A 21,459-nucleotide genomic window follows, 5' to 3' on the forward strand; every position below is an offset into this window, starting at 1 on the left:
TATATTCTTAAGAAACTGAAAACAGGTATATTTTTCTACCCCGCATAACGCGAAAGTTTCCGGAGGTATTAACGTAACCTGTGGCTTTTCGCAAATTTAAGAGCCGTAACGGTTAAAATCTATTCACAGTAAATATGAGGGGATTATTTGCTTTAAATTTATTTAACAAGTAATATCTGATACTTTGACAGTAAAAACACAAAAACCGAAATAGACAATGATAAAAAGAACCTACATTTCAGCAATTGTGGTATTGATTACTACCTTTGCCTACGCCGGAGGTTACCGGGTAGCCTTGCAGGGGCAAAAACAGCTTGCGATGGGGCATACGGGAGTTGCTGTTATCAATAGCGCAGAGTCCGTATTCTTTAATCCGGGCGGACTTACCTTCCTCGACAAGAAGATTACGATCAGTGCAGGGATCAGTCCCATTTTTTCCAACATTCATTTTCAGAACAGTCAATTTGGCTGGAGCACCGAAGCCGATAACCCTATTGCCACACCTTTTAACGTGTATGCCGCGTATAAAGTCAACGAGTGGATGAGCGCCGGTATCGGGGTCTATACTCCTTACGGAAGTGGTGTGGAATATCCTGAAAACTGGGAAGGTTCGCACCTCGTTAATAAAATAGAACTGGCTGCTATTTATATACAGCCTACATTATCCTTTAAAATTAATGACAAACTGAGTATAGGCGGGGGGCCTATCATTGCTATTGGTAGTGTAAACTTCAACCGTAGCATAGATCGTTCCATGACCAATGTTGCCGGAGAAAGAGCCAATGTTACCATAGATGACAGCGGGGTTACGGCCTGGGGATACTCTCTTGGTCTCGCATTCCGCCCTACGGACAAACTCACGCTGGGTTTAACTTATAAATCCGAAATGAAAATGAAAGCCAGGGGCGGAGAAGCTGAATTCAACAATATCCCCAGCACTGCTCCGGGCACGTATGACAACGTCACTTTTGACGCCACCTTGCCCCTACCTGCCGAACTTGCCGTAGGTGCTTCTTATATGATCAATGAGAAGTGGCTTGTAGCCTTCGACTATAACAGGGTATATTGGGACGCCTACGAATCCCTCGACGTTTATTTCAGTAACGGTACGGATTCCCATAACCCGAGGAACTATAAGAATTCCTCCGTATATCGTTTTGGACTGCAGTATATCGCCACCGAAAGATTTACGATCCGGGGAGGATATTACTATGACGAATCTCCGGTACAGGCAGGATATTTTGCCCCGGAAACCCCGAGAAACGATTCCAACAACTTTACAGGGGGACTTTCATTTAACATATCCGAAAGGTTTGCCATAGATGCCGCATTCCTCTTCATCCACTTCGATGAAGTAGATGCAAGCTACGATCATTACCAGGAAAACGGCCAGAATGTACCTTTCGGAGGCACGTATAAGAATAACGCCTTTATCCCCAGTATCGGGGTTTCCTATGGCTTTTAATCTATTTTCCTAATCTTTCTAAAGAAACGATAGCGATGAAAAACAATATAAAACTATTAGCACTTTTAGCATTAGGACTGGCAGCCTGTGAACCCGAATTTGACAAGGAAGTAAGCGAATCCGGGTTTTACTCGGCAGGTGATGCCGATTTTACCAACTACGTTGCCGTAGGTAATTCACTCACTGCGGGATATGCGGATAATGCCCTTTATCTCCAGGGACAGGAAAACTCCTATCCCAATATGATGGCCAAGCAATTTGCTCACGTAGGCGGCGGTGATTTTACACAGCCGCTTGTGAATGACAACATCGGAGGGCTGCTTGCGGGAGGCAATAAGATAGCCGATACCAGGATGGTATTGGAATTTGATGCCGAAGGCAACCCTTCTCCCGTTAATCTCGATGAAGAGCCCACTACGGATATCACCAATACCATCGAAAGTCCCATGAACAATATGGGAGTTCCCGGTGCAAAGATCTATCACCTTGTAGCGGAGGGCTACGGTAATATCGGAGGAGTGGGCAGTACGGCCAATCCGTATTTCGTTCGTTTTGCCTCTTCGGCCAGTACTTCGGTTATCGCCGATGCCGTAGCACAGGCCCCCACCTTTTTCACATTGTGGATAGGCAACAATGACATTCTTGCCTATGCCACTTCCGGAGGTGTCGGAACCGACCGGACCGGTGACATGAATCCTGCCGGGTATGGCGAAAATGATATTACCGATCCGAGTGTGTTCGCATCGGTATATGACAATCTGCTGACCGCTCTTACCGGGAACGGCGCCAAAGGTGCCGTGGCCAATATTCCGGATGTAACCTCTATCCCCTACTTCACTACCGTACCTTATGCTCCCGTTCCTATGGACGAAGCAACGGCTAACCAAGTAAATCAAGGGTATGCGGATTATAACCAGGCTTTACCCCTGTTCGTGTTATTAGGTCAGATAGAGGAAGAAGAAGCGCAACGCAGAGAGATCAAATTTCAGGCCGGGCAAAATCCCGTAGTTATTCTGGATGAAGACCTCACTCCTTTAAAACATCCCGTTACCGGTGAAGATATTCCCAATTTAAGACAAACAACTTCCGAAGACCTTATTGTTCTCAATGCCTCGTCTTTTATCGGAACACCGGTAGGAGAAGACCCGACACAGATCAACGGGGTTTCTGTTCCGCTGGGAGATCAATGGGTTTTAACACCGGAAGAACAGTTACTGGTGTCCAATGCCCAATCTCAGTATAATGCCACTATCAAGGCACTGGCGGAGCAATATGAGCTCGCATTTGTAGATGCCAGGGCTATGCTGGCACAGGCTGCCGAAACCGGTATACCCTATGACGGAGGTATGCTCACCTCTACCTACGCCACCGGGAAAGCCTTTTCCCTGGACGGAGTGCATCCTACGGCAAAAGGATATGCTCTTGTTACCAATGCCTTCCTGGAAGCTATAAACGAAACGTACAATTCCACTATTCCCGAGGTGAACCCGGGAGCTTATCCGGATGTATTTGTGAAATAGGTACAGGAAAATGTATATATAAAAAGCGCTTGTTTTTTAAACAAGCGCTTTTTATATATGACAAATCGTATTTTCTCATGCACATCATAAAACACCGGAATTTCTCATCAACATCCGAAAGCTCCACGCATTAATTCCTGTTCGGCTCTTGGAATTCCTATTTTAGATGCTATAGTTTTCCATTGGCTTACGCTGGCTAAAACCTCACTGATAATTTTGTCCATTCGGGAGTTGTCTAACCTGAGATATTCTCCTATACTTTTGGCCAATTTCAAGTCCAGGGCATTGTTATCCATATCAATGTTTAATGCCAGGCCGTTTTTGTCAACGGAAGGATTCAAATCATAAGCCGGCGATAAGATCCAACCCTCATTTGTTAAAATAAATCCGTGGTTCCGTAAGTGGTCATCGGTGTTGGAAATGGCTATATTAAAAACAATACGTCTCCATAACTGATGGAGGTTTTCTTCTACATTTACTCCGTAAGTTTGAATAAAGTCTGCCAGGTCCAGATAGCTTGCCGGATTATCGCGAACGGTATTTTCATTGTTCCCGGTCATTGTCATGGCCGAAGCGAAATGTATGCGTTCGTTTTTGTCTCGGTCAAAGCGTTTTGTGAAAAACGTATGGTATTTTCCTCCAATTTTTTCTATGCTGCAAGGCATCATGGTTATGCCTGCATTGATGGCCAGTTCGTAGGCCAGATATTCCCAGGCCCCTTTATCTGTCGTATCGTTTTTTGAAGGAAATTTTGCAATCCATAATTCCCTGTTGTCATCCAGAATATTAGCTTTTGGCCTTGCTCCTCCCAAAGAAGAACCAGGGGCCATCAGGACTGCCAGCCATTTTTTTATTTCTTCACTGTCCTCTTCATTTTCAATTTTTCCCGCTGCATACTGCAATTCCCGGACAGTAGACCAGGGTGGTGTTGGCTTATCACTGTTATCATCAAGGAAAGGCCCGTTCGGGTCTGTCTTAAAACGCAAAGCTCCCATGCGGGTTTCGTCATAAACCCCCAGCAAATAATCTATATCGTATAAAACCGATGATTTCTCTCCCCGTTCTACGGCTTCCTGAGCTGCTCTTCTTTTCATAAGGGTACGTCCCCATGTATCGGGCATGCTGTCCAGAAAAACACCAAAGTTCTCTTTGTTATCGGGATATTGTGCTCCAGTAAAAAACCGGATGTCCGGATCCAATAAACGCTGCTCTTCCGATTTTATCCATGCTTTGTCGTATTCGAAACTGAAAGCCTTTTTTCCTTTGGCAAAATGTGCCGAAAGTATTCCGATGATTTTGGGTTCCGACATCCCCTTCCAATGGGCATATACATATATGTCAAACTTATTCTTCGCCACCTTTTTATTTTAACAGTTCCAGGTCCTGTAGCTTTCTTCCGAAATCATCATCAGCACCTAACTTTAAAATGTCTTCCTGTAATCCCAAAACTCTTAGAACATTGAAATAAGCTCCCAATGCCACCGTTGACTCTCCTTTTTCTATCAGATACAGAGTAGAACGGGCTATCCCTGCCCGTTCCGATACCTGGACCATAGTAAGCTTACGCCGCTTACGTGCCAGTTTCATATTCTCCCCCATCTGCTCCAACAACCGGTTATATTTTGGTAAAACAATTTGTTTTTTCTTGTTCATCTTTACTTAATGATCGTTATTTCATACAAAAGTAGTTATTTTGATCGAAATAACAAACATTTACACTCAACCACAGAGATCTTCTTCTGTTAAAAACCAGGGAGTTCCTATCGAAATTATTAACCAAGTTCTGAAATGCCCTTATATAGACCATTGTCCATTTTAAGTTTATTCTATTATCACCTCCACTTATCCATCATCCGTTCACTCAAAATCCAACATCTCCTATCTAACATCTAAACTCTTACATCTCCTTACTCACAATCCCACCGGAAGTTGGCCACTTTACCATTGGAGGCACTGGTCAGGTTATAATGCCACCATTCCGTCCGTATTCCCCAGAAACCGTGCTTTTCCATTGTTTCCTTCAATAATTTCCTGTTTTCCAATATTTTCTTTGGATGCTCCATATAATCGTGATGCGCTTCCTTCCCGAAGAAATCGAACCCGGTTCCCATATCCAGTTCCTTACCATCCACATCCACCAGGGTGATATCCACTGCCCCACCCTTGTTGTGAATAGATCCTTTTGCGGGATTGGCAACATACTGTGGATTGGGAACTATTTTCCACATTTTTTTCTGTACGTCATGCGGACGGTAACAGTCAAAGAATTTGATCCTGTAGCCTTCACCCATCAATTCCGTATTTGCAGCCATAAGCGCCCGGGCCGTTTTCGCCCTGACGTAACATTCCGCACAGTCGTATACTTTGGTCTTTAAAAAATTATCTTCCGTAGCGTATTTCATGTCATAAACAAAATCGTTACTGTAATCCCGTAAACGGACAAAAACAGTATCTGCCACATCGTTCAGAGACAACAAGACCGGTTCCGGGTCTTCTTGCCCTATTTCCACTACGGAATCTTTTATTTCAACACTGTCTTTTACTATTTCAGCCGGGACTTCCTGTTTTTCACGCTTCTCTTTACAAGCGGCAAAAAGAAACAAAAGTATAGGTATAATAATTTTCTTCATATCACAAACTTACACGGAAAATTTGAATTGTAGTCTAAATAAGGATACCAGTTCTATATACGCCCAAGCTATCAGAAACAATTTAAATATTCCAAAAACCCTTCCCGGTTTTTCCATCAATTTCACTATCTTGAATCCGGGTTATCCCACAACTAAAACTTAAAAAACATATACTATGAAAATTCTCTGGACTATTTACGGAATAGGTCTGGTTGTCTCATTATTCATGCTACGACAGGAAAAAGGACTGGAAGAAAGCATGAAAAACGGAAAAGAGATCTATACCGATTTTTGTGTCACCTGTCACCTTCCGAATGGAAAAGGAGTGAAAAAAGCCTTTCCTCCCCTTGCAGGCTCCGATTATCTTCTGAACAATCGCGAAGCCAGTATCCGGGCCGTAAAATACGGGCAAAGCGGCGAAATAACAGTAAATGGCATTACTTATAATAATTCTATGGCGCCTTTGGGATTGACCGATGAAGAAGTAGCGGATGTAATGAACTATATACTGAACTCCTGGGGCAATACTTCCGAAGAGATGGTTACTACGGAAGAAGTAGCACAGATGGAAAAATAAAAATAATTTTGAGGGTGGTTGATCCGCATACAGGATAGTCCATGACTAACTCACCCCAAAACCCGGACACTAATTTTTGTGAAGTCACTGACATTTTTGACTTGCATTCGTTAAATTTGCCGAAAAACCAGTCTGTTCATGCTAATTATAGGAATCGCCGGTGGAACGGGTTGCGGCAAAACCACCGTTGTAAACCAGATCATTGACGAATTACCGGAAAACGAAGTAGGTGTTATTTCCCAGGACTCCTACTACAAAGACACTTCGCACCTGTCTTATGAAGAACGTACCAAAATAAATTTCGACCATCCCAGGGCCATCGATTTCGATCTCCTGGTAAGTCACCTGAAAACACTCAAAGAAGGAAAACCGATACATCAGCCGGTATATTCTTTCGTGAAACACAACCGGACCAAAGACACTATTCTTACGCATCCCAGGAAGGTGATGATCGTGGAAGGTATTCTGATCCTGACACACCCGGAAATAAGAGATATGTTCGATATAAAAATATTCGTACATGCCGATTCCGACGAACGCCTGATCCGTCGGTTAAAAAGAGATATTAACGAACGCGGAAGGGACCTGGATGAAGTACTGGCCCGCTACCAGACCACCCTGAAGCCCATGCACCTGCAATTTATAGAGCCGACAAAAGAATTTGCAGATATTATCATTCCGAACAATAAATACAATACCGTAGCAGTTGGTATAGTAAGAACAATTATTAACGAAAAACTGGCCTGAAAAGCCTTGTAATACAGAAAACCACAAACTACCCCGTATACGATCTCATTTGCTGCCGGACAAGCGGGCCACGCATCCGTTCCGGTACAAAAAATTTTATAAGCAGGAAAAAAATTTATATTCATACAACATGGATTTTATAAAAAAAATAAGACAGAACAGGTGGTTTTCCTTCTTTAGTAATATCTATGTTATTGTAATAACGGTATTTGCCATTTGGATGATCTTTTTTGATACCAATTCCCTGCTCACCCATATGGAACTGGAAAAAGAGATCGATAAACTGCAAAAAAACAAGGAATACCTGCAAAAGGAAATCGAGCGGGACAAAGAAATAATCCGTAACTTAAAAGACGACGGTAACATTGAAAAATTTGCCCGGGAAGAATACTACTTCAAGAAAGAAGATGAAGAGATTTATATTATAGAAAAACAGGACAGCATTACATGGAATAAGAAAAAAGCGAAAAAAGAATAGTGCCCGGAGAAAAACGGTATCAAAAACGGGTAAGTCCATCGGGGTGGCACCGCAATGAGCTTATAAGAGCCCTGAAGTTCAGGAAAACAGTACTCCGGCAATCAAACTCAACCGTGACGGATTAGAAATCCATTGGTTTCCCGACGGGCTAAAAATCTGTTCTGCCACAGATACACGAATAATTTAAAAAAACTATTAATATATCCGTGAATCAGTGGCTGAAATTTATGGAAACCGGTAGACTGTCTATAGCAACTGCGATATAATTGCAGACCTGCCTCCGGCTGACAGGGTTTAAATCCGGAACGGAGATCAATAAAACACCACAAAACCTGCACAGGCATGAGTAAACTTCTGTTTGACGAATTCTCCGAAATTTCCGCAAAAATGTGGAAACAAAAAATACAGTTCGACCTCAAAGGCGGAGATTACAACTCCCTGGTCTGGAAAACTGCCGAAGGCATTGATGTAAAGCCTTTTTATCATACCGATGATGCCATCACATCACATACCGGATTAAAAAAATCCTCCGAATGGAAAATAACCCAGAAAGTCTTTGCCGGCAATGAAAAAATGGCATCCAAAAAAGCGGTAAACGCCTTGAGTCGGGGAGCAGAAAGCATATGGATTACCATTCCGTCCGAAGAAACTGATTTGTCCGTACTGCTGGACGGCATAGACCTATCCACCACCCCCTTGCATTTTTACCCGCTTTTTTTATCTCCCGGTTTTGCAAAAAAATTAAAGGAATGTGTTCCTTCCTCCGATGCTGAAATATATATCCATACCGATATTATCGGAAACCTGGCCCAAAGCGGCAACTGGTTTAACAGCCTGGAAAACGACCATGCCCTGTTCAGGGAAACTACTTCCATATGTAGTGATTTTACTTCTGCGGTTTCCGTAAACCTCTCCCTTTATCAAAATGCAGGTGCCACTATGGTACAGCAACTTGCCTATGCCATTGCTCATGCCAATGAATACCTGAATTTTCTGCACGATACACCTGCATTAAAAGAGCAGAAAATAGTATTTAAAACCGCTGTCGGCTCCAATTACTTTTTCGAAATAGCAAAACTCCGGGCCCTTCGTATATTATGGTATACCCTTGCCGCCGAATACGATGCCAACCCGGAATGCCATATCCTTGCCTATCCCACAAGGCGCAACAAGACCCTGTATGACTACAATGTGAATATGCTGCGTACCACAACGGAGAACATGAGTGCCATTCTCGGTAGCGCGGATACCGTTTGTAACCTGCCTTATGATAACATATACCATAAAGACAACGAATTTGCGGAACGCATAGCCCGTAATCAATTGCTGATCCTGAAACATGAAAGTTATTTTGATAAGGTACATAACCCGGCAGACGGAACATATTACATAGAAGACCTCACCGCCCGGATGGCCGAAAAAGCCCTGGATATTTTTAAACAGATAGAAGCCGGCGGAGGGTTCCTCAAACAATTGAAAGAGCATACCATCCAGAGAAAGATAAAGGAAAACGCCCGGGAAGAACAACAGCAGTTTGACGAGGGACGGGAAATCCTTATCGGCACCAATAAATATCCCAACCCGGATGACAGGATGAAAGAAACCCTGGAATTATACCCCTTTGTAAAAACCAACCCAAGAAAAACACTGATCGAACCTATCGTTGAAAGACGATTATCAGAAAAAACAGAGCAGGAACGATTAAAAAAGGAAGATCATGCCCTATAAAGATGTACGATCGTGTATCTCAACCGGAATAAAACCGACCAAATGAAATACAAAGGAAAATACAATACCGGATCATTCCGGATAAAAGAACGGGAAGAAGCCCTGTTATATGATAACTACCATTTATCCGTATGAAAAGAAAGAATCTGCAAAATATAAAAATATCCTACCCAGGCGCACGGCCGTACACCGCAACAGATGAACCCGGCACGACAAAGGATGGACCAATCCCATCCGAAAAAAAATACGTTTTTGCGGAAGGCATAGAAATAAAATCCTTTTTTTCCGAAAAAGACTTAGAAAATGCCGAGCACCTTGATTTTGGCGCTGGCATTCCCCCTTTCCTAAGGGGGCCGTACAGTACCATGTACGTCACCCGCCCCTGGACGATTCGCCAATATGCCGGATTTTCCACAGCAGAAGAGAGCAATGCTTTTTACCGGCGTAATCTCGCGGCGGGACAAAAAGGCCTTTCCGTAGCCTTTGACCTGGCAACCCATCGCGGATATGACAGCGACCATGAGCGTGTCGTGGGTGATGTGGGAAAGGCCGGAGTCGCTATAGATTCCGTTGAAGATATGAAAATACTGTTCGACCGGATTCCCCTGGACCAGATGTCCGTATCCATGACCATGAACGGGGCCGTCCTTCCCATCATGGCTTTTTATATCGTAGCTGCAGAAGAACAAGGGGTCTCTCCCAAGCAGCTATCCGGGACTATTCAGAATGATATTCTGAAGGAATTCATGGTACGGAATACCTACATCTATCCGCCCGAACCTTCCATGAAGATCATTGCGGATATTTTTGAGTACACCAGCAAGAATATGCCTAAATTTAACAGTATCAGTATCTCCGGATACCATATGCAGGAAGCCGGGGCCACTGCCGATATTGAACTGGCTTATACCCTGGCTGACGGATTGGAATACATACGAACGGGACTTAAAGCGGGTATGGATATAGACACCTTTGCCCCCCGTCTCTCCTTTTTCTGGGCAATCGGGATGAACCATTTTATGGAGATCGCCAAAATGCGTGCCGGGCGGATGCTGTGGGCCAGACTGGTAAAACAATTCGGCCCACAGAATGAAAAATCGCTTTCCCTTCGTACCCATTGCCAGACCAGTGGCTGGAGTCTTACCGAACAGGACCCGTTTAATAACGTGGTTCGTACCTGCATAGAAGCCGCGGCTGCGGCTTTCGGGGGTACACAATCGCTTCACACCAATGCACTGGATGAAGCCATTGCACTCCCTACCGATTTTTCCGCCAGAATAGCGCGGAACACACAGCTTTATCTACAGGAAGAAACCAAAATAACTAAAACCACAGATCCCTGGGCCGGCAGTTATTATGTGGAATACCTCACCAACGAGATTGCCCGCAAAGCATGGGAACTCATAGAAGAAGTAGAAGAACTGGGCGGTATGACCAAAGCCATAGAAGCGGGCATTCCGAAAATGCGGATCGAAGAGGCCGCCGCCAGGAAACAGGCCAGGATAGACAGCTCCCAGGATGTAATCGTAGGGGTTAACAAATATCGCCTGGACAAAGAAGACCCACTTCATATCCTGGAAGTGGACAACGAAACTGTTCGAAAACAGCAAATACAACGCCTGGAACAGATAAAATCGGCCAGGGACGACCAAAAAGTACAGGAAGCCCTGCAAAAACTAACCGAATGTGCCCGTACGGGTAACGGAAATTTATTAGCTTTATCCGTCGAAGCCGCAAGGCACCGGGCTACATTAGGAGAAATAAGTGATGCGCTCGGTACGGTGTTCGGCAGACATAAAGCCAAAATCCAATCATTTACCGGCGTGTATTCCAAAGAAATAAAAAACGATGAAAGCTTTGAAAAAGCCAGGCAACTTGCCGACAGGTTTGCCGCAATCGAAGGCCGGAGGCCACGGATCATGATCGCCAAAATGGGCCAGGACGGCCATGACCGGGGTGCTAAAGTTGTAGCGACCGGCTATGCAGACGTGGGTTTTGATGTAGACATCGGCCCTTTGTTCCAGACACCTGCCGAGGCAGCAAAACAAGCCGTGGAAAACGATGTGCATATACTTGGGGTTTCTTCGCTTGCCGCCGGCCATAAGACCCTGGTTCCCCAGGTTATCGAAGCCCTGAAAAAATACGGCAGAGAAGATATTCTCGTCATTGTGGGCGGAGTTATCCCTGCCCAGGATTACGATTTCCTGTTTAATGCCGGGGCTGTTGCTGTTTTTGGGCCGGGAACCAAAATCAGTGATGCTGCCATACAGATGCTGGAAATCTTGATTGGGATCAACGAGTAAAACCACTATACGGAAACTTATATAATTAAGATACCGAAAGAATTACTACCAGTGTATTCCAAAGCGTAGCGTGTAGTTGCCCGGGTAAAATAGATTGAAAAAATAGAATAAGAATAGACTATCAGGTATTAAAAAACACACTGCCACAATTCCTTTTATACATGATCATGTATAAAATAATTAAAGAACAAAAAACCTTATTCTGAAATAGTTACCAGGTTAAAGTCTGTTATTTTTATTTTTCCAAATTATTTCATCAGGTTTCCTAATGCCGTTGTAAAGCCTTCTTTAAAGCCCATTTCAATCAATTTTTCCAAACCCTCAAGACTATCATGTCGTAAGGTGATGTTTACAGTTGTAATACCATTATTTTCGGCAAAGATGTTTGTCCGGAAAGAACGCTGATTTTCTGTATTTTCATTGCCATTTTCGTTGCAAAATGCATCCAGCCACGAAAGAGATCTCCTGACTTCGATGGCTTTGTAATCAGCTCAGCACCAATGTTTTTTATTTTCGGGACTAACCATCGCATATAACCACATTCCACCTTCTCTCAAATCCAAAGATTTGGTTTCGGTATGATAGGGTCTGAGAGTCCGCCATTTGTCGAGAATTTCGGGTTTGGTCCAGGATTTCGGTACAACAGTTATTACTGTTTTTCCGCTCTTAACCGTTCTATTTCTTTGTTTAAGGTTTGCTTTTCCGTCCTTGATTTTGTCAGCTTGATGGCCTTTTTGTAATGGTCAATAGCTTTGTTAGTATCCGACCCTGTATACAAATACCCCAGTAATTCGTGGTAATAATTGCTCTCCTCCAGCTTTAATTCTTCGGTTTCGCAGATGGCTTTTTCACGTCCGTACACTTTAGAAAAGGCAAACGCCCGATTCAATGCGGTTACGGGTGAATATTCCGTAAGGATCAGCTGATTATACAGTTGCAAAATATGTTGCCATTTATTTTTGTCGGTTGAAGCGGTATGCCAATATGCAATGCCTGCTTCAAGGTGATATTTTGATATTTCATTCCCGTCGGTAGCATTCACCAGATAGTAATTGCCTTTTTCAATAAGTGATTTGTTCCACAGGTTTTTGTCCTGTTTATCAAAAAGTATCGCCTCTCCTTTATCATTGGTCCTTGCTGCCAATCGCGAACTCTGAAAACACATCAAAGCAAGTAATGCATTGGTTTGCGGTATGTTTGTCCGCCGATTTTCTGTTAGCACCAGGGTTAACCTTACCGCTTCTGAGCAAAGTTCTTTTCGAATAAGCTGATTATCGGTTTTAGAAAAATAACCTTCGTTAAAGAGCAGGTACAACGTTTTTAAAACGGTGTTCAACCTTGACTGAATCTCGGATTCTGTTAATGCCTTAATTTGAAAATTATCATTGCGAAGGTTATTTCTTGCCCTGTGTAACCGCTTTTTAATGGTTTCGGTCTTCGTCAAAAAGGCGTTGGCAATTTCCTCTACACTAAATCCACAAAGAATTTGCAGCGCTAACGCAATCTGGCTCTCCGTGGCATTTACAGGATTACAAACGGCAAAAATCATGGCCAATTGGCTATCTGAAATATTTTGGTTGTTAAACTCAAAGCCTTTCTCTTGAGCCTCGTTGGGTTTTAAGCTTGGTTTGATTTGCGTTTCTAAAACGGTAATGCGTTTGAAATAATCCTTGGTCTTGTTCCGGGCCGCTGTATAAAGCCAGGCCGTGGGATTGTCAGGCACTCCGTTAACCGCCCAGTATTCGGAGGCTTTTAAAAAGGTATCACTGGCAATATCTTCGGCAATCTCTATGTGCTTTAAACCAAAATGACGGCACAAAACAGCCGTCATTTTTGCATACTCCTGTCGGAACAAATGAGGTAAAAGCTCGTTATGTGATTGCTGATTTTCCAATACTAATCACGTTTTAAGACTTCACGGACTTCAATGTTTCCGCCGATCTTGAAGATCGGGTTTTCTTTTGCCATGGCTACTGCTTCATCAATATTTTCGGCTTTTACAATAACATAACCGCTTATAAACTCCTTAATTTCGGTGTAAGGACCGTCAGTTACCACGTTTTCGGGCTTTACGGTTTTTGCACTTCCCGGAGCGGGCAGCAGTGTATTTCCTTTGTCTGCCAGTTTGTTTTGTGCCGCAATACTGCCCAACCAGTTCATCCGCTCCTGCATTTGTTCGGGCGAAGGCTTGAAGTCAGCCATGTCTTTCAGTCTGAAAATTAACGCAAATTCTTTCATTGTTTGATTTTTTTATAATTCATCCTAATGACGATTGACATTTTAAAACGGGGACAGGTTTTCATTATTTTTTCTGATCGTGCATGCTCAAAACAGTTTATAATGCTGTCATACCGTAATATACACTTTTTTAGAATACTTTGTTCCGCCTAAACCTATGGTTTCGATACATCCGGAACAGAATTCGGGACACTTAATCACCTTTGTATTGGCTGTTTATTTTGATGATAGGATATCGATAGTGTCCAACGATGGCCGTACTATACGGAATAAACGTACAAAAAAGGGCCATCTTTATATGCTGAGATGACCCTTTTTAATCTTTGTTTTTAGATCTTCCTGACCCCGCCGGGCCATGGAAATCTTTGTCTTATTTGATGAAGTCCATAGATAACCACAATGCTAAGGCCAAATAAAGGAAGGCATATTCCCAAAAGGATAATAAGGACAATAATTCCTTTTCCCGCCTTGTATTGCGGTGGTACCTGCGGAATACCCCAGGTTCCTCTTTTCTTTCGTAAAAGATAGGAACACAGGGCAGAGATACTGGCCAGGGCCAGCAACACGGCGACCAAAAATACCAGTATAAAATTCCAGGCACCAAATTTCCCCTGGTGAAAATTCATCAGCCACATCCGGCTGTGTATCATAATCCCCACACTGTCCCACCGGGCTCTCGCAATGATTTTTCCGGAATACCGGTCTATGTGAAACACCTGTTGATCTTCCAGGATTGAAGTTTCGTTCTTTACGGTAAATACCCCCTTCTCACCTGCCGGTAAAGTAATGGTTGTTTCTCCGGGAAGCTGCAATCTATGAGTCAGCTGTACGATGCTGTCCAGGGGAACCGGAGCTCCTTGCTTGACGGATCTGTGATGTGCATTGTCCCAGGTTTCCGGATACCCGGTATGGGTTACCTCCTGCAGCCATTTGTAATTATGCCCGAAAACATCGGTCCAGGGTAATCCTCCGGCGAGAATTATCAATAACAGGATAGATATCCAGAAAGAAGTCACCGCGTGCAGGTCCCTGTAGAAAATGCGTTTTCCATATTGTGTCCGTACTGTAAACAGGCCCTTGCTCTTCCATTTTTGTTTGGGCCACCATATATAAATCCCGGTCAGGATCAATACGATCATCCAGCACGCTGCAAGCTCCACTATTTTTGTGCCGAAACTTCCCATCAGTAATTCACCGTGAAATTTCCTGACCTTATACATGAAGGTGTTTCGCACTACCCTATGGTTTGTAATATCACCCGTAAAGGGATCGATATAAATACTTTCCAATGTATTGGAAAAACGTCCGGAAACAAATTCCGTCGCTTCGTTCCTTGTTTCCGGGAGTACCACCGTATTAATGTGCTTTGTCGCGGATCTTTGTGCAATTTCCCATTGTTCCTGAAAACTTATGGGAATTCCTTTTATATCAACGACCTTAGCCCGGTCTGTTTCAGGTTGTTCAATGATATCCTTAAACAAATACCATCCCCCGGAAACGGCAAGCACCAGTATAAATGGCAAGGAGATCACCCCGGCGATAAAATGCCATTTCCACAGCCACATATTGAGTTTTGTGTTCTTTCCCATCACATTAAAAATGATATTTAACCCCGAAATGAAACGCCCTTGGATTTCCCAACATATAGGTCGTATTCCCGTAACCATAAGAGGCCTTTACGGCATACAGGCTGTCAAAAATATTGAGCACCTGCGCCCATAGTTCCACGGAACGGAACCTGTATGCCGTCTTCAGGTTAAAAATGCTAAAGCCCTTATAGGCCGGGGTATATGCAGAGGTTATCCCGTCATCACGGGTTTCGGATGCGGAATTTTCATAAGAGCTATTGTATTTTCCCATAAACTCATGCTGCAACAGAATATTTAATCCCCGGATAAAATCCGGACTATAGCTTATGGCGGTATATCCCTGATACTTTGGAGCATGTTCCATATCGGTGTCGGAATAATCTTCACTGCCCTCCGTATATTCCAAATAGCGGTGCCTGGCGTAGGTACCGTTATGTGAAATCACGACCATATCATTTCCCCAGGGTGTGTAACGGATCCCGTATTCTACCCCGTATGACCTGGTCTTCCCGGCATTTCTGTAGTCCGTAGTCTGCTCCGGGGTCTGATAGGAAACAAGTACATCCCTCCCTTCCAGGTCGTACAATGAAAGGTCCAGCTTTAACCGCTCATCAAAAGAGAAATACCCGCCTATTTCATAATTGTAGTACGAACTCGGTTCTAAATTTAAAACTTCTCCATCCGTTCCCTCTCCGCTTCGATATAACGTCGATGTCGGAGGCGGCGCAAATCCTTTGGATACATTTCCGTATAACCCGGCCTGACCGGATATATTATAGTTGAACCCTATCTTGGGGGACACACTGGTATAATCTGTTCTGTTATCAGCTATCCCGGCAATGCCCGGTATGCGATTGTGATAATCATAGACAAACCGGTCCAGGCGCAAAGCCGCCGTTAGCTTTACTTTGGACAACGGTGTGATCTCATATTGAAAATACCCGGCATAGTTAAAGATATCAGCCTTGTAATCAAGAATATAATCCTCTTTGTTTACCGTATAGTTTTTATTCTTTTCAGTTTCGAGGTCCACCTCAAAGTCGATCGTATTGGCTACGTATTTCTGGGGAGAATAATCGAAATGCAATCCCGTGATCAGGGTGGAATTCCCAAAGGAAAAATCCATCTTGTGTTGCAATAGGGCGGCATAACTTTTAAAGGCATTGGAATTTATTTCACCTCTTCCTTTACCTGTAAGTTCCCCGTTTTCCCTTATTTCATTGGTCCGGTAAGACGGGATCTGCCCCATGGTGTTGTCCCTGAAAATAAGGTTGAACGAGGTTTTGTGATTGGTATTCCAAACCTTATCCAGCGTACTTCTCAGCCGGTATGCCCGGGCCGTCCGGTTGGTAAAGGTCTCATTGCTGTGATATGCTCCTCCGTAGAAGTTTTTTTCACTTACAGCCCCTGTCATATCCGAATCGTAATCGGTATAATCAAAAACATTGGTCCACCGGGTAGTGTTGTCAATATGGTACACCGTTTTTAAGGTCAGGCCGAGTTTATGATAATCGCTGTGTTCTACCGGCCCGTTATTTCTTTCGGCATACTGTCCGCCTGCGTATACCCCGAATTTGTCCGTGAGATAGTCCGAGGCTTCCAGTTCATACCTTCTAAAGCCAAGGTCATTGATCTGAAAGGCCGCGCTTCCCGAAAAATCCCGGGTCGGATCTTTGGTGAGAAAGTTAAAACTGCCGCCAATGGCCTCACTTCCGTAAATGCTGGATGCCGGGCCTTTTAACACTTCAATGCGCTCCAGGGCCGTCGTATTCATTTCCAGCAGGGCGTTGTGATTAAATACCGCTGTCGGACGAATCGGGATGCCATCTTCCAGGTACAGGAACAATCCCTTGGTGGTATTGGGTGAACGCAGTGACATTTGGTGCTGCTCGTTACTGCTAACCATGGAAGACTGCATAAAAACACCCGGGACCGTATTGAGCACCTGCTCCAAGCCGAAAGCCTTGAGACGATCGATCTCTTTGGCGTTTAAGGTTGAAATCGCCGCGGGTACCTCCTTCCGCTCCTGTACTTCCCTGTTGCCGGAAACTACGATCGCCTGAAGAGAAAAGCTATCGCGCTGTAAGCGGATGATATTTCTTTGATCTGTAGTAAGTGTTACGGTCCTGGAAATATACCCCATGTAGCTTACTTGTACCCTCGGATTTTTAAGTGCTATTTCAAAAGTTCCCGAAAGGTCACTGACAACACCGTTAGTACGATATCCGGTCTCAATAACATTGGCCCCCGCCAATGGGTTATCGTTCTCGTCAAGTATTTGCCCGTTGTAGTTGGCCTGGGCAAAAACGGTTACTGTGGCCATTACACACAGCAATGCCACGAATGATTTTTTCATTTAGGATTTTTTAGATTAATACACAGTAGTACAGGCCTGGATATACAGTATATCAGGCCTACATAAAAAATTAAAATATTAATCTAAAAAGGAAGGAGGGTGGAAAACGGAAAAGTTAATTTCCTCTGTATAATGATTGATGTAATCCGCATTCTTTTTCCTGGTTGTAAACAATACGGAAACCGGTATTTCCAGGATATTTACAAAACCAATAGGGTATTCTTTTAGCTGAATGGACGGTATACCCTGTTTTTTATCTTCCTGCTGCTTTTTCAGTTGCCTGGCAAGATAACACTGTCCGTTACATTGTAATTCGGGCCTGTCTTTATTAACGCAAAAATATTCCGCTATGTAATCTTCATTGACCAGATAGTCCACTACAGGCATTACGGGTTTAGTCATAGCCAGCAGATATAACGCAACAAATAATAATGCTATGGAACCGGAAAAACGATGCACCCGTATTTTTTTGCAAATTTAAAGTATTATATCCGTAAAAGAGAGTGAGCTCGTTTAAACTTTTTCCATCCCGATAATTATCAGGAGGCTGAAAAATGATCTTTTTACCCAATATGCAGGATGTAAAAACCATACTTCAAAACAGTACGTTGTAAAATACATTTTTAGTCTTATCTAAATTAATTTTTATAAAAAACTACATTTTATTAAATTTGTCCTGTAAAACTTTATTCACAATGGCCATGAGTACGTTATACAAATCTTTCAACAAGAAAAAAAGAGTATTGAACGCCGCATCAGAAATACAAACCTTATGCAAACCGAGATGAAAGAAGCCGTACAGGAACTGACTAAAATAACCGCGATCAAAAAAGTCATAAAAATTATAAAACTAAAAGACCGGAAAAGATAAAAACAACATATCAATGGCCTGAATTACCCTATGACACGAGTTCCCTTGCACCTATCATCACCGAAAAGACTTTTGATTATCACTACAGGAAGCACCGCACTGCCTATGTCAACAATTTAAATATACTTATAAAAGATATCCGTTGACTGATATTCCCCTGGAAGATATCATCAGAAAGGGTTTTAAAAACAATAACACAGGGCTCTTTAACAATGCTGCCCAGCACTGAAATCACAGTTTTTTCTGGCATTGCCTCTCTCCCGACGAGGGTAAGGTTCCCACCGGAAAGATAAAAACGTACATCGAAAGGGATTTCGAAAGCTTTGAAAAGTTTAAGGAAAGATTCTCAACAACCGCCGTCAAGCTGTTCGTTCAGGCTGGGCATGGCTGGCACAAGACCAGGAGGGCAAACTGAAAATCCTTCCCATGAAAGCCCCCCATCCTTACCCTCGACGTCTGGGAACATGCCTACTATTTTGAGCACTCATCAACCAGATCATGAAGAAGACTGCTGTTATCAATACAGGAAAGGGATTACTCATAATACTGACCTAAATGACTCTATTTTAAAATAAAGATACCCATTATCTGCATAATGCAATAGCTTTATTCAGTTCCCTCCATATTGCTTTTACCCGACATCTCCAGTTGTAAAATCCCTCCCTTTGTAATATCCCGGTGGGAAATTTTGTAGGATGTAACGGGAACGTTATTTAACCGAATCTCATTTACAAATACGTTGTCCGAGCTGTTATTTATGGTTTTGATCTCGAATATTTCTCCCGGATAGTAATCGTTGTTAAGATGAATGGTAATCTTGTCAAAAACCGGGCTTCCAATCTGGTATTCGGGATTGTTTTCTGTACCTCCGTTCATTTGAAACAGGCCAATTTTCATCAATACCGCCAAGCTTCCCATCAGGCCCTGGTCTTCATCACCATTATATCCTTGGGAATGTGTCAGGTCAGAAAAAACACAATCAACAACTTGTCCAGACCAGTATTGGGTCAGGTCCGGTCTGTCCAGTCCACTGAATATAAATGCTGTTTGTATTGATGGTTGATTTCCGTAATTGATGGGTATCCTGCTGTATTCGGGATGTAGTTCGGCCTCATGGGAATTTCCCGAGGTGAATCCCAATTCCCGGGCACCTTCAAATTGACGGTTCAATTTATCCGCCGCTTTTTCCTTTCCTCCCATCAGGGCCGCCAGGCCCTTGATATCATGGGGCACAAACCATGTAGACTGTGCTGCATTGGATTCGACAAACCCGTTTTCGTACTGATACGGATCAAAACCTGCTTTCCATTGGCCATTAACATCCCTGGGAGCCATCCACCCCGCTTTTTTGTTGAAGACATTTTTGTAGTTAGCGGCCCTTTTCATAAAATAGTCATAGTCTTCGGCATGCTTTAATCTTTTTGCCAATTGCGCCAAAGTCCAGTCCTGATAGGCATATTCCAGGGTCTGTCCGGAACCGTCCTGGTGGCCCCCGAAACCCGTACCTTCCGGAAGCGGATAGGGAATGTACCCGTTTTCGAGGTAATATTTTAAACCTCCTCCGATATTGGTAAGGTGTTCATATCCGGCTTTATCCATGATCCCTCCCGGCATGTGGTTTTTTTTAAGCGCATTGTAAATCGTTTCCAGGCTGTCTTTTACAATTCCTTTCTGGATGGCACTGATGACGAACGGCGTAGTGGAAGCTCCTGTCATCACAAAAGTGTAATTGCCACCGGAAGGCCCCCGGGGAATCATTCCTCCGTCTTTGTAATACTGCATCAAAGAGCACGTAAATTCATACATAATTTCCGGGTAAACAAGTCCCCATAAGGTATTTATGGTCCATTGTGCACCCCAGAATGAATCTGAATTATAGTGATTGAATTTCGGTGTTCCGTCGGCATTTAACGGTAACCGGCCGATCCTGAACTGTTCTCCGGTGTTGTCTGGATATGCTCCGTTTACATCACTAATGATCCTTCGCCCCTGCAAGGCATGCCAAAGGTCTGTATAAAACCGTCTTTGGTCTTTTCCGGTACCTCCTTCAACTTTAATTCTCCCCAATAATCCATCCCATTCATCTTTGGAATCTTCTACCACCCGGTTAAAATTCCAATGCGGTAATTCCTTCTGTAGATTATTTGCCGCGTTTTCTGCCGAAGTGTAGGAGAGGGCCACTTTCATCAAAACAGTTTTGTCCGAAGTATCCAGGGCTACCAGATAATTTCCTGTTCCGGGATCGCGTTCAACGGTTGTTATGGGCACGTTGAACTGAACTTTAAAATGTATGGTCAACGGTTTGGGACGCCTGTTTGTCGGGGTTGCTATAAGTTTACCGGACAATTCACTGATCCCTGTTTTTTCCAATACACCCTCTGTATTTTCACAAGGGCCCAAAACGGTATTTAAATTAAAAAGGACATGTCCTTTTTTGTTTTCAGGAAACGAATATTTATGAAATCCCACCCGTTTTGTGCTGGTCAGTTCTGCCTTTATCTGATACCTGTCCAACTCAACCGAATGATACCCCGGATTTATTGATTCATTATCGTGACTGAATTTTGAATAGAAGTCTGTAAAGATTTCAGTTTTATCACCGACAATTGTTACCGGCATTACCGAAAGCCCCGACATTTGCCAGGCATGTATATGGCTAAAACCCTTTATGGTATCTGTTTTATACCGATAACCGCTTCCCCAGGCACCATTGATCTGTGTGTCCGGACTCAAATTTACCATGCCGAACGGCCTGCTTGCCGACGAAAAGAAAAACCATCTCGAATTTTCAGTATCGAGAAGGGGATATACTTTGTCTACAATACGTTCCTTTTGAGTGAATACTGTTTGTTTGTCTTTGCACGATGCCAGGAAAAAAAGAATGACACTTATTCGTATCAGATCGTTTATACGGGGGCTTATTGACTTCATTTATTCTTTATGTAAAGCAATTTTTA

The 21,459-nt window shown here is 43.3% G+C and carries 19 protein-coding genes; 9 read left to right on the forward strand and 10 right to left on the reverse strand.

Annotated features, from left to right (window positions below; genetic code table 11):
- The first annotated feature begins 220 nt into the window (after nucleotides 1-220).
- Together ACVBDY_RS04340 and ACVBDY_RS04345 are read left to right on the forward strand one after the other, a co-directional pair.
- On the forward strand, nucleotides 221-1,465 hold the full coding sequence (locus ACVBDY_RS04340) for an OmpP1/FadL family transporter (protein ID WP_447174377.1): 1,245 nt from the start codon (nucleotides 221-223) through the stop codon (nucleotides 1,463-1,465).
- Between the two features lie 35 nt (nucleotides 1,466-1,500).
- The gene (locus ACVBDY_RS04345; RefSeq protein ID WP_447174243.1) at nucleotides 1,501-2,985 is read left to right on the forward strand and encodes an SGNH/GDSL hydrolase family protein; all 1,485 of its coding nucleotides are present in this window, start codon (nucleotides 1,501-1,503) and stop codon (nucleotides 2,983-2,985) included.
- Nucleotides 2,986-3,092: 107 nt separating this feature from the next.
- Here the strand turns inward: ACVBDY_RS04345 and ACVBDY_RS04350 are convergent, their stop codons facing one another.
- From ACVBDY_RS04350 to ACVBDY_RS04360, 3 genes are all read right to left on the reverse strand, one after another.
- A complete protein-coding gene (locus ACVBDY_RS04350) occupies nucleotides 3,093-4,343 on the reverse strand; it encodes a type II toxin-antitoxin system HipA family toxin (RefSeq protein ID WP_447174244.1) in 1,251 nt (416 codons plus the stop codon).
- A 4-nt stretch (nucleotides 4,344-4,347) separates the two neighbouring features.
- Complete coding sequence (locus ACVBDY_RS04355; RefSeq protein ID WP_447174245.1) at nucleotides 4,348-4,638, reverse strand: helix-turn-helix domain-containing protein; 291 nt, start codon at nucleotides 4,636-4,638, stop codon at nucleotides 4,348-4,350.
- A 254-nt stretch (nucleotides 4,639-4,892) separates the two neighbouring features.
- Nucleotides 4,893-5,615 (reverse strand): M15 family metallopeptidase, encoded by a 723-nt coding sequence (locus ACVBDY_RS04360; RefSeq protein WP_447174246.1) that lies wholly within the window; start codon nucleotides 5,613-5,615, stop codon nucleotides 4,893-4,895.
- 175 nt (nucleotides 5,616-5,790) lie between these two features.
- Here ACVBDY_RS04360 and ACVBDY_RS04365 point away from each other — a divergent pair, with 175 nt between their 5' ends.
- The 5 genes from ACVBDY_RS04365 to scpA all read left to right on the forward strand — a co-directional run bounded on the left by ACVBDY_RS04365 (nucleotide 5,791) and on the right by scpA (nucleotide 11,448).
- On the forward strand, nucleotides 5,791-6,192 hold the full coding sequence (locus ACVBDY_RS04365) for a c-type cytochrome (RefSeq protein WP_447174247.1): 402 nt from the start codon (nucleotides 5,791-5,793) through the stop codon (nucleotides 6,190-6,192).
- A 138-nt stretch (nucleotides 6,193-6,330) separates the two neighbouring features.
- On the forward strand, nucleotides 6,331-6,939 hold the full coding sequence (gene udk, locus ACVBDY_RS04370) for a uridine kinase (protein ID WP_447174248.1): 609 nt from the start codon (nucleotides 6,331-6,333) through the stop codon (nucleotides 6,937-6,939).
- A gap of 130 nt (nucleotides 6,940-7,069) precedes the next feature.
- Complete coding sequence (locus ACVBDY_RS04375; RefSeq protein ID WP_447174249.1) at nucleotides 7,070-7,417, forward strand: FtsB family cell division protein; 348 nt, start codon at nucleotides 7,070-7,072, stop codon at nucleotides 7,415-7,417.
- A gap of 342 nt (nucleotides 7,418-7,759) precedes the next feature.
- Entirely contained in the window at nucleotides 7,760-9,145 is a 1,386-nt protein-coding gene (locus ACVBDY_RS04380) for a methylmalonyl-CoA mutase subunit beta (RefSeq protein WP_447174250.1), read from the forward strand.
- A gap of 131 nt (nucleotides 9,146-9,276) precedes the next feature.
- Nucleotides 9,277-11,448 carry a methylmalonyl-CoA mutase gene (gene scpA, locus ACVBDY_RS04385; protein ID WP_447174251.1) on the forward strand — a complete coding sequence of 724 codons (2,172 nt, stop codon included), beginning with the start codon at nucleotides 9,277-9,279 and terminating at the stop codon, nucleotides 11,446-11,448.
- 491 nt (nucleotides 11,449-11,939) lie between these two features.
- Here the strand turns inward: scpA and ACVBDY_RS04390 are convergent, their stop codons facing one another.
- From ACVBDY_RS04390 to ACVBDY_RS04415, 6 genes are all read right to left on the reverse strand, one after another.
- Entirely contained in the window at nucleotides 11,940-12,161 is a 222-nt protein-coding gene (locus ACVBDY_RS04390; RefSeq protein WP_447174378.1) for an SRPBCC domain-containing protein, read from the reverse strand.
- Nucleotides 12,098-13,342 (reverse strand): RNA polymerase sigma factor, encoded by a 1,245-nt coding sequence (locus tag ACVBDY_RS04395; RefSeq protein ID WP_447174252.1) that lies wholly within the window; start codon nucleotides 13,340-13,342, stop codon nucleotides 12,098-12,100. Before ACVBDY_RS04395 ends, ACVBDY_RS04390 begins: the two co-directional genes overlap by 64 nt.
- A 2-nt stretch (nucleotides 13,343-13,344) precedes the next feature.
- On the reverse strand, nucleotides 13,345-13,686 hold the full coding sequence (locus tag ACVBDY_RS04400; RefSeq protein WP_447174253.1) for a YciI family protein: 342 nt from the start codon (nucleotides 13,684-13,686) through the stop codon (nucleotides 13,345-13,347).
- 329 nt (nucleotides 13,687-14,015) lie between these two features.
- On the reverse strand, nucleotides 14,016-15,275 hold the full coding sequence (locus tag ACVBDY_RS04405) for a PepSY-associated TM helix domain-containing protein (protein ID WP_447174254.1): 1,260 nt from the start codon (nucleotides 15,273-15,275) through the stop codon (nucleotides 14,016-14,018).
- A 4-nt stretch (nucleotides 15,276-15,279) separates the two neighbouring features.
- Entirely contained in the window at nucleotides 15,280-17,631 is a 2,352-nt protein-coding gene (locus ACVBDY_RS04410; RefSeq protein WP_447174255.1) for a TonB-dependent receptor domain-containing protein, read from the reverse strand.
- A gap of 78 nt (nucleotides 17,632-17,709) precedes the next feature.
- Nucleotides 17,710-18,033: a hypothetical protein gene (locus ACVBDY_RS04415; RefSeq protein WP_447174256.1), complete on the reverse strand. Its 324-nt coding sequence runs from the start codon at nucleotides 18,031-18,033 to the stop codon at nucleotides 17,710-17,712.
- Nucleotides 18,034-18,558: 525 nt separating this feature from the next.
- Between ACVBDY_RS04415 and ACVBDY_RS04420 the strand changes: the two genes are divergently transcribed.
- Both ACVBDY_RS04420 and ACVBDY_RS04425 read left to right on the forward strand, forming a co-directional pair.
- Nucleotides 18,559-18,648: a hypothetical protein gene (locus ACVBDY_RS04420; RefSeq protein WP_447174379.1), complete on the forward strand. Its 90-nt coding sequence runs from the start codon at nucleotides 18,559-18,561 to the stop codon at nucleotides 18,646-18,648.
- A gap of 155 nt (nucleotides 18,649-18,803) precedes the next feature.
- Nucleotides 18,804-18,917: a hypothetical protein gene (locus ACVBDY_RS04425; protein ID WP_447174380.1), complete on the forward strand. Its 114-nt coding sequence runs from the start codon at nucleotides 18,804-18,806 to the stop codon at nucleotides 18,915-18,917.
- Between the two features lie 191 nt (nucleotides 18,918-19,108).
- On the opposite strand, the gene ACVBDY_RS04430 is transcribed toward ACVBDY_RS04425, so the two are convergent.
- The gene (locus ACVBDY_RS04430) at nucleotides 19,109-21,433 is read right to left on the reverse strand and encodes a GH92 family glycosyl hydrolase (protein ID WP_447174257.1); all 2,325 of its coding nucleotides are present in this window, start codon (nucleotides 21,431-21,433) and stop codon (nucleotides 19,109-19,111) included.
- Between the last annotated feature and the right edge of the window lie 26 nt (nucleotides 21,434-21,459).

Source organism: Sinomicrobium halophytocola (assembly GCF_052983395.1).

Excerpts from the sequence above, each read along its gene's own strand:
- ACVBDY_RS04365 (WP_447174247.1), top strand. The coding sequence starts at position 5,791 with ATGAAAATTCTCTGGACTATTTACGGAATAGGTCTGGTTGTCTCATTA.
- ACVBDY_RS04430 (WP_447174257.1), bottom strand. The coding sequence starts at position 21,433 with ATGAAGTCAATAAGCCCCCGTATAAACGATCTGATACGAATAAGTGTC.
- ACVBDY_RS04415 (WP_447174256.1), bottom strand. The coding sequence starts at position 18,033 with ATGACTAAACCCGTAATGCCTGTAGTGGACTATCTGGTCAATGAAGAT.
- ACVBDY_RS04375 (WP_447174249.1), top strand. The coding sequence starts at position 7,070 with ATGGATTTTATAAAAAAAATAAGACAGAACAGGTGGTTTTCCTTCTTT.
- ACVBDY_RS04360 (WP_447174246.1), bottom strand. The coding sequence starts at position 5,615 with ATGAAGAAAATTATTATACCTATACTTTTGTTTCTTTTTGCCGCTTGT.
- scpA (WP_447174251.1), top strand. The coding sequence starts at position 9,277 with ATGAAAAGAAAGAATCTGCAAAATATAAAAATATCCTACCCAGGCGCA.
- ACVBDY_RS04410 (WP_447174255.1), bottom strand. The coding sequence starts at position 17,631 with ATGAAAAAATCATTCGTGGCATTGCTGTGTGTAATGGCCACAGTAACC.
- ACVBDY_RS04345 (WP_447174243.1), top strand. The coding sequence starts at position 1,501 with ATGAAAAACAATATAAAACTATTAGCACTTTTAGCATTAGGACTGGCA.
- ACVBDY_RS04405 (WP_447174254.1), bottom strand. The coding sequence starts at position 15,275 with ATGGGAAAGAACACAAAACTCAATATGTGGCTGTGGAAATGGCATTTT.
- ACVBDY_RS04380 (WP_447174250.1), top strand. The coding sequence starts at position 7,760 with ATGAGTAAACTTCTGTTTGACGAATTCTCCGAAATTTCCGCAAAAATG.
- udk (WP_447174248.1), top strand. The coding sequence starts at position 6,331 with ATGCTAATTATAGGAATCGCCGGTGGAACGGGTTGCGGCAAAACCACC.
- ACVBDY_RS04400 (WP_447174253.1), bottom strand. The coding sequence starts at position 13,686 with ATGAAAGAATTTGCGTTAATTTTCAGACTGAAAGACATGGCTGACTTC.
- ACVBDY_RS04355 (WP_447174245.1), bottom strand. The coding sequence starts at position 4,638 with ATGAACAAGAAAAAACAAATTGTTTTACCAAAATATAACCGGTTGTTG.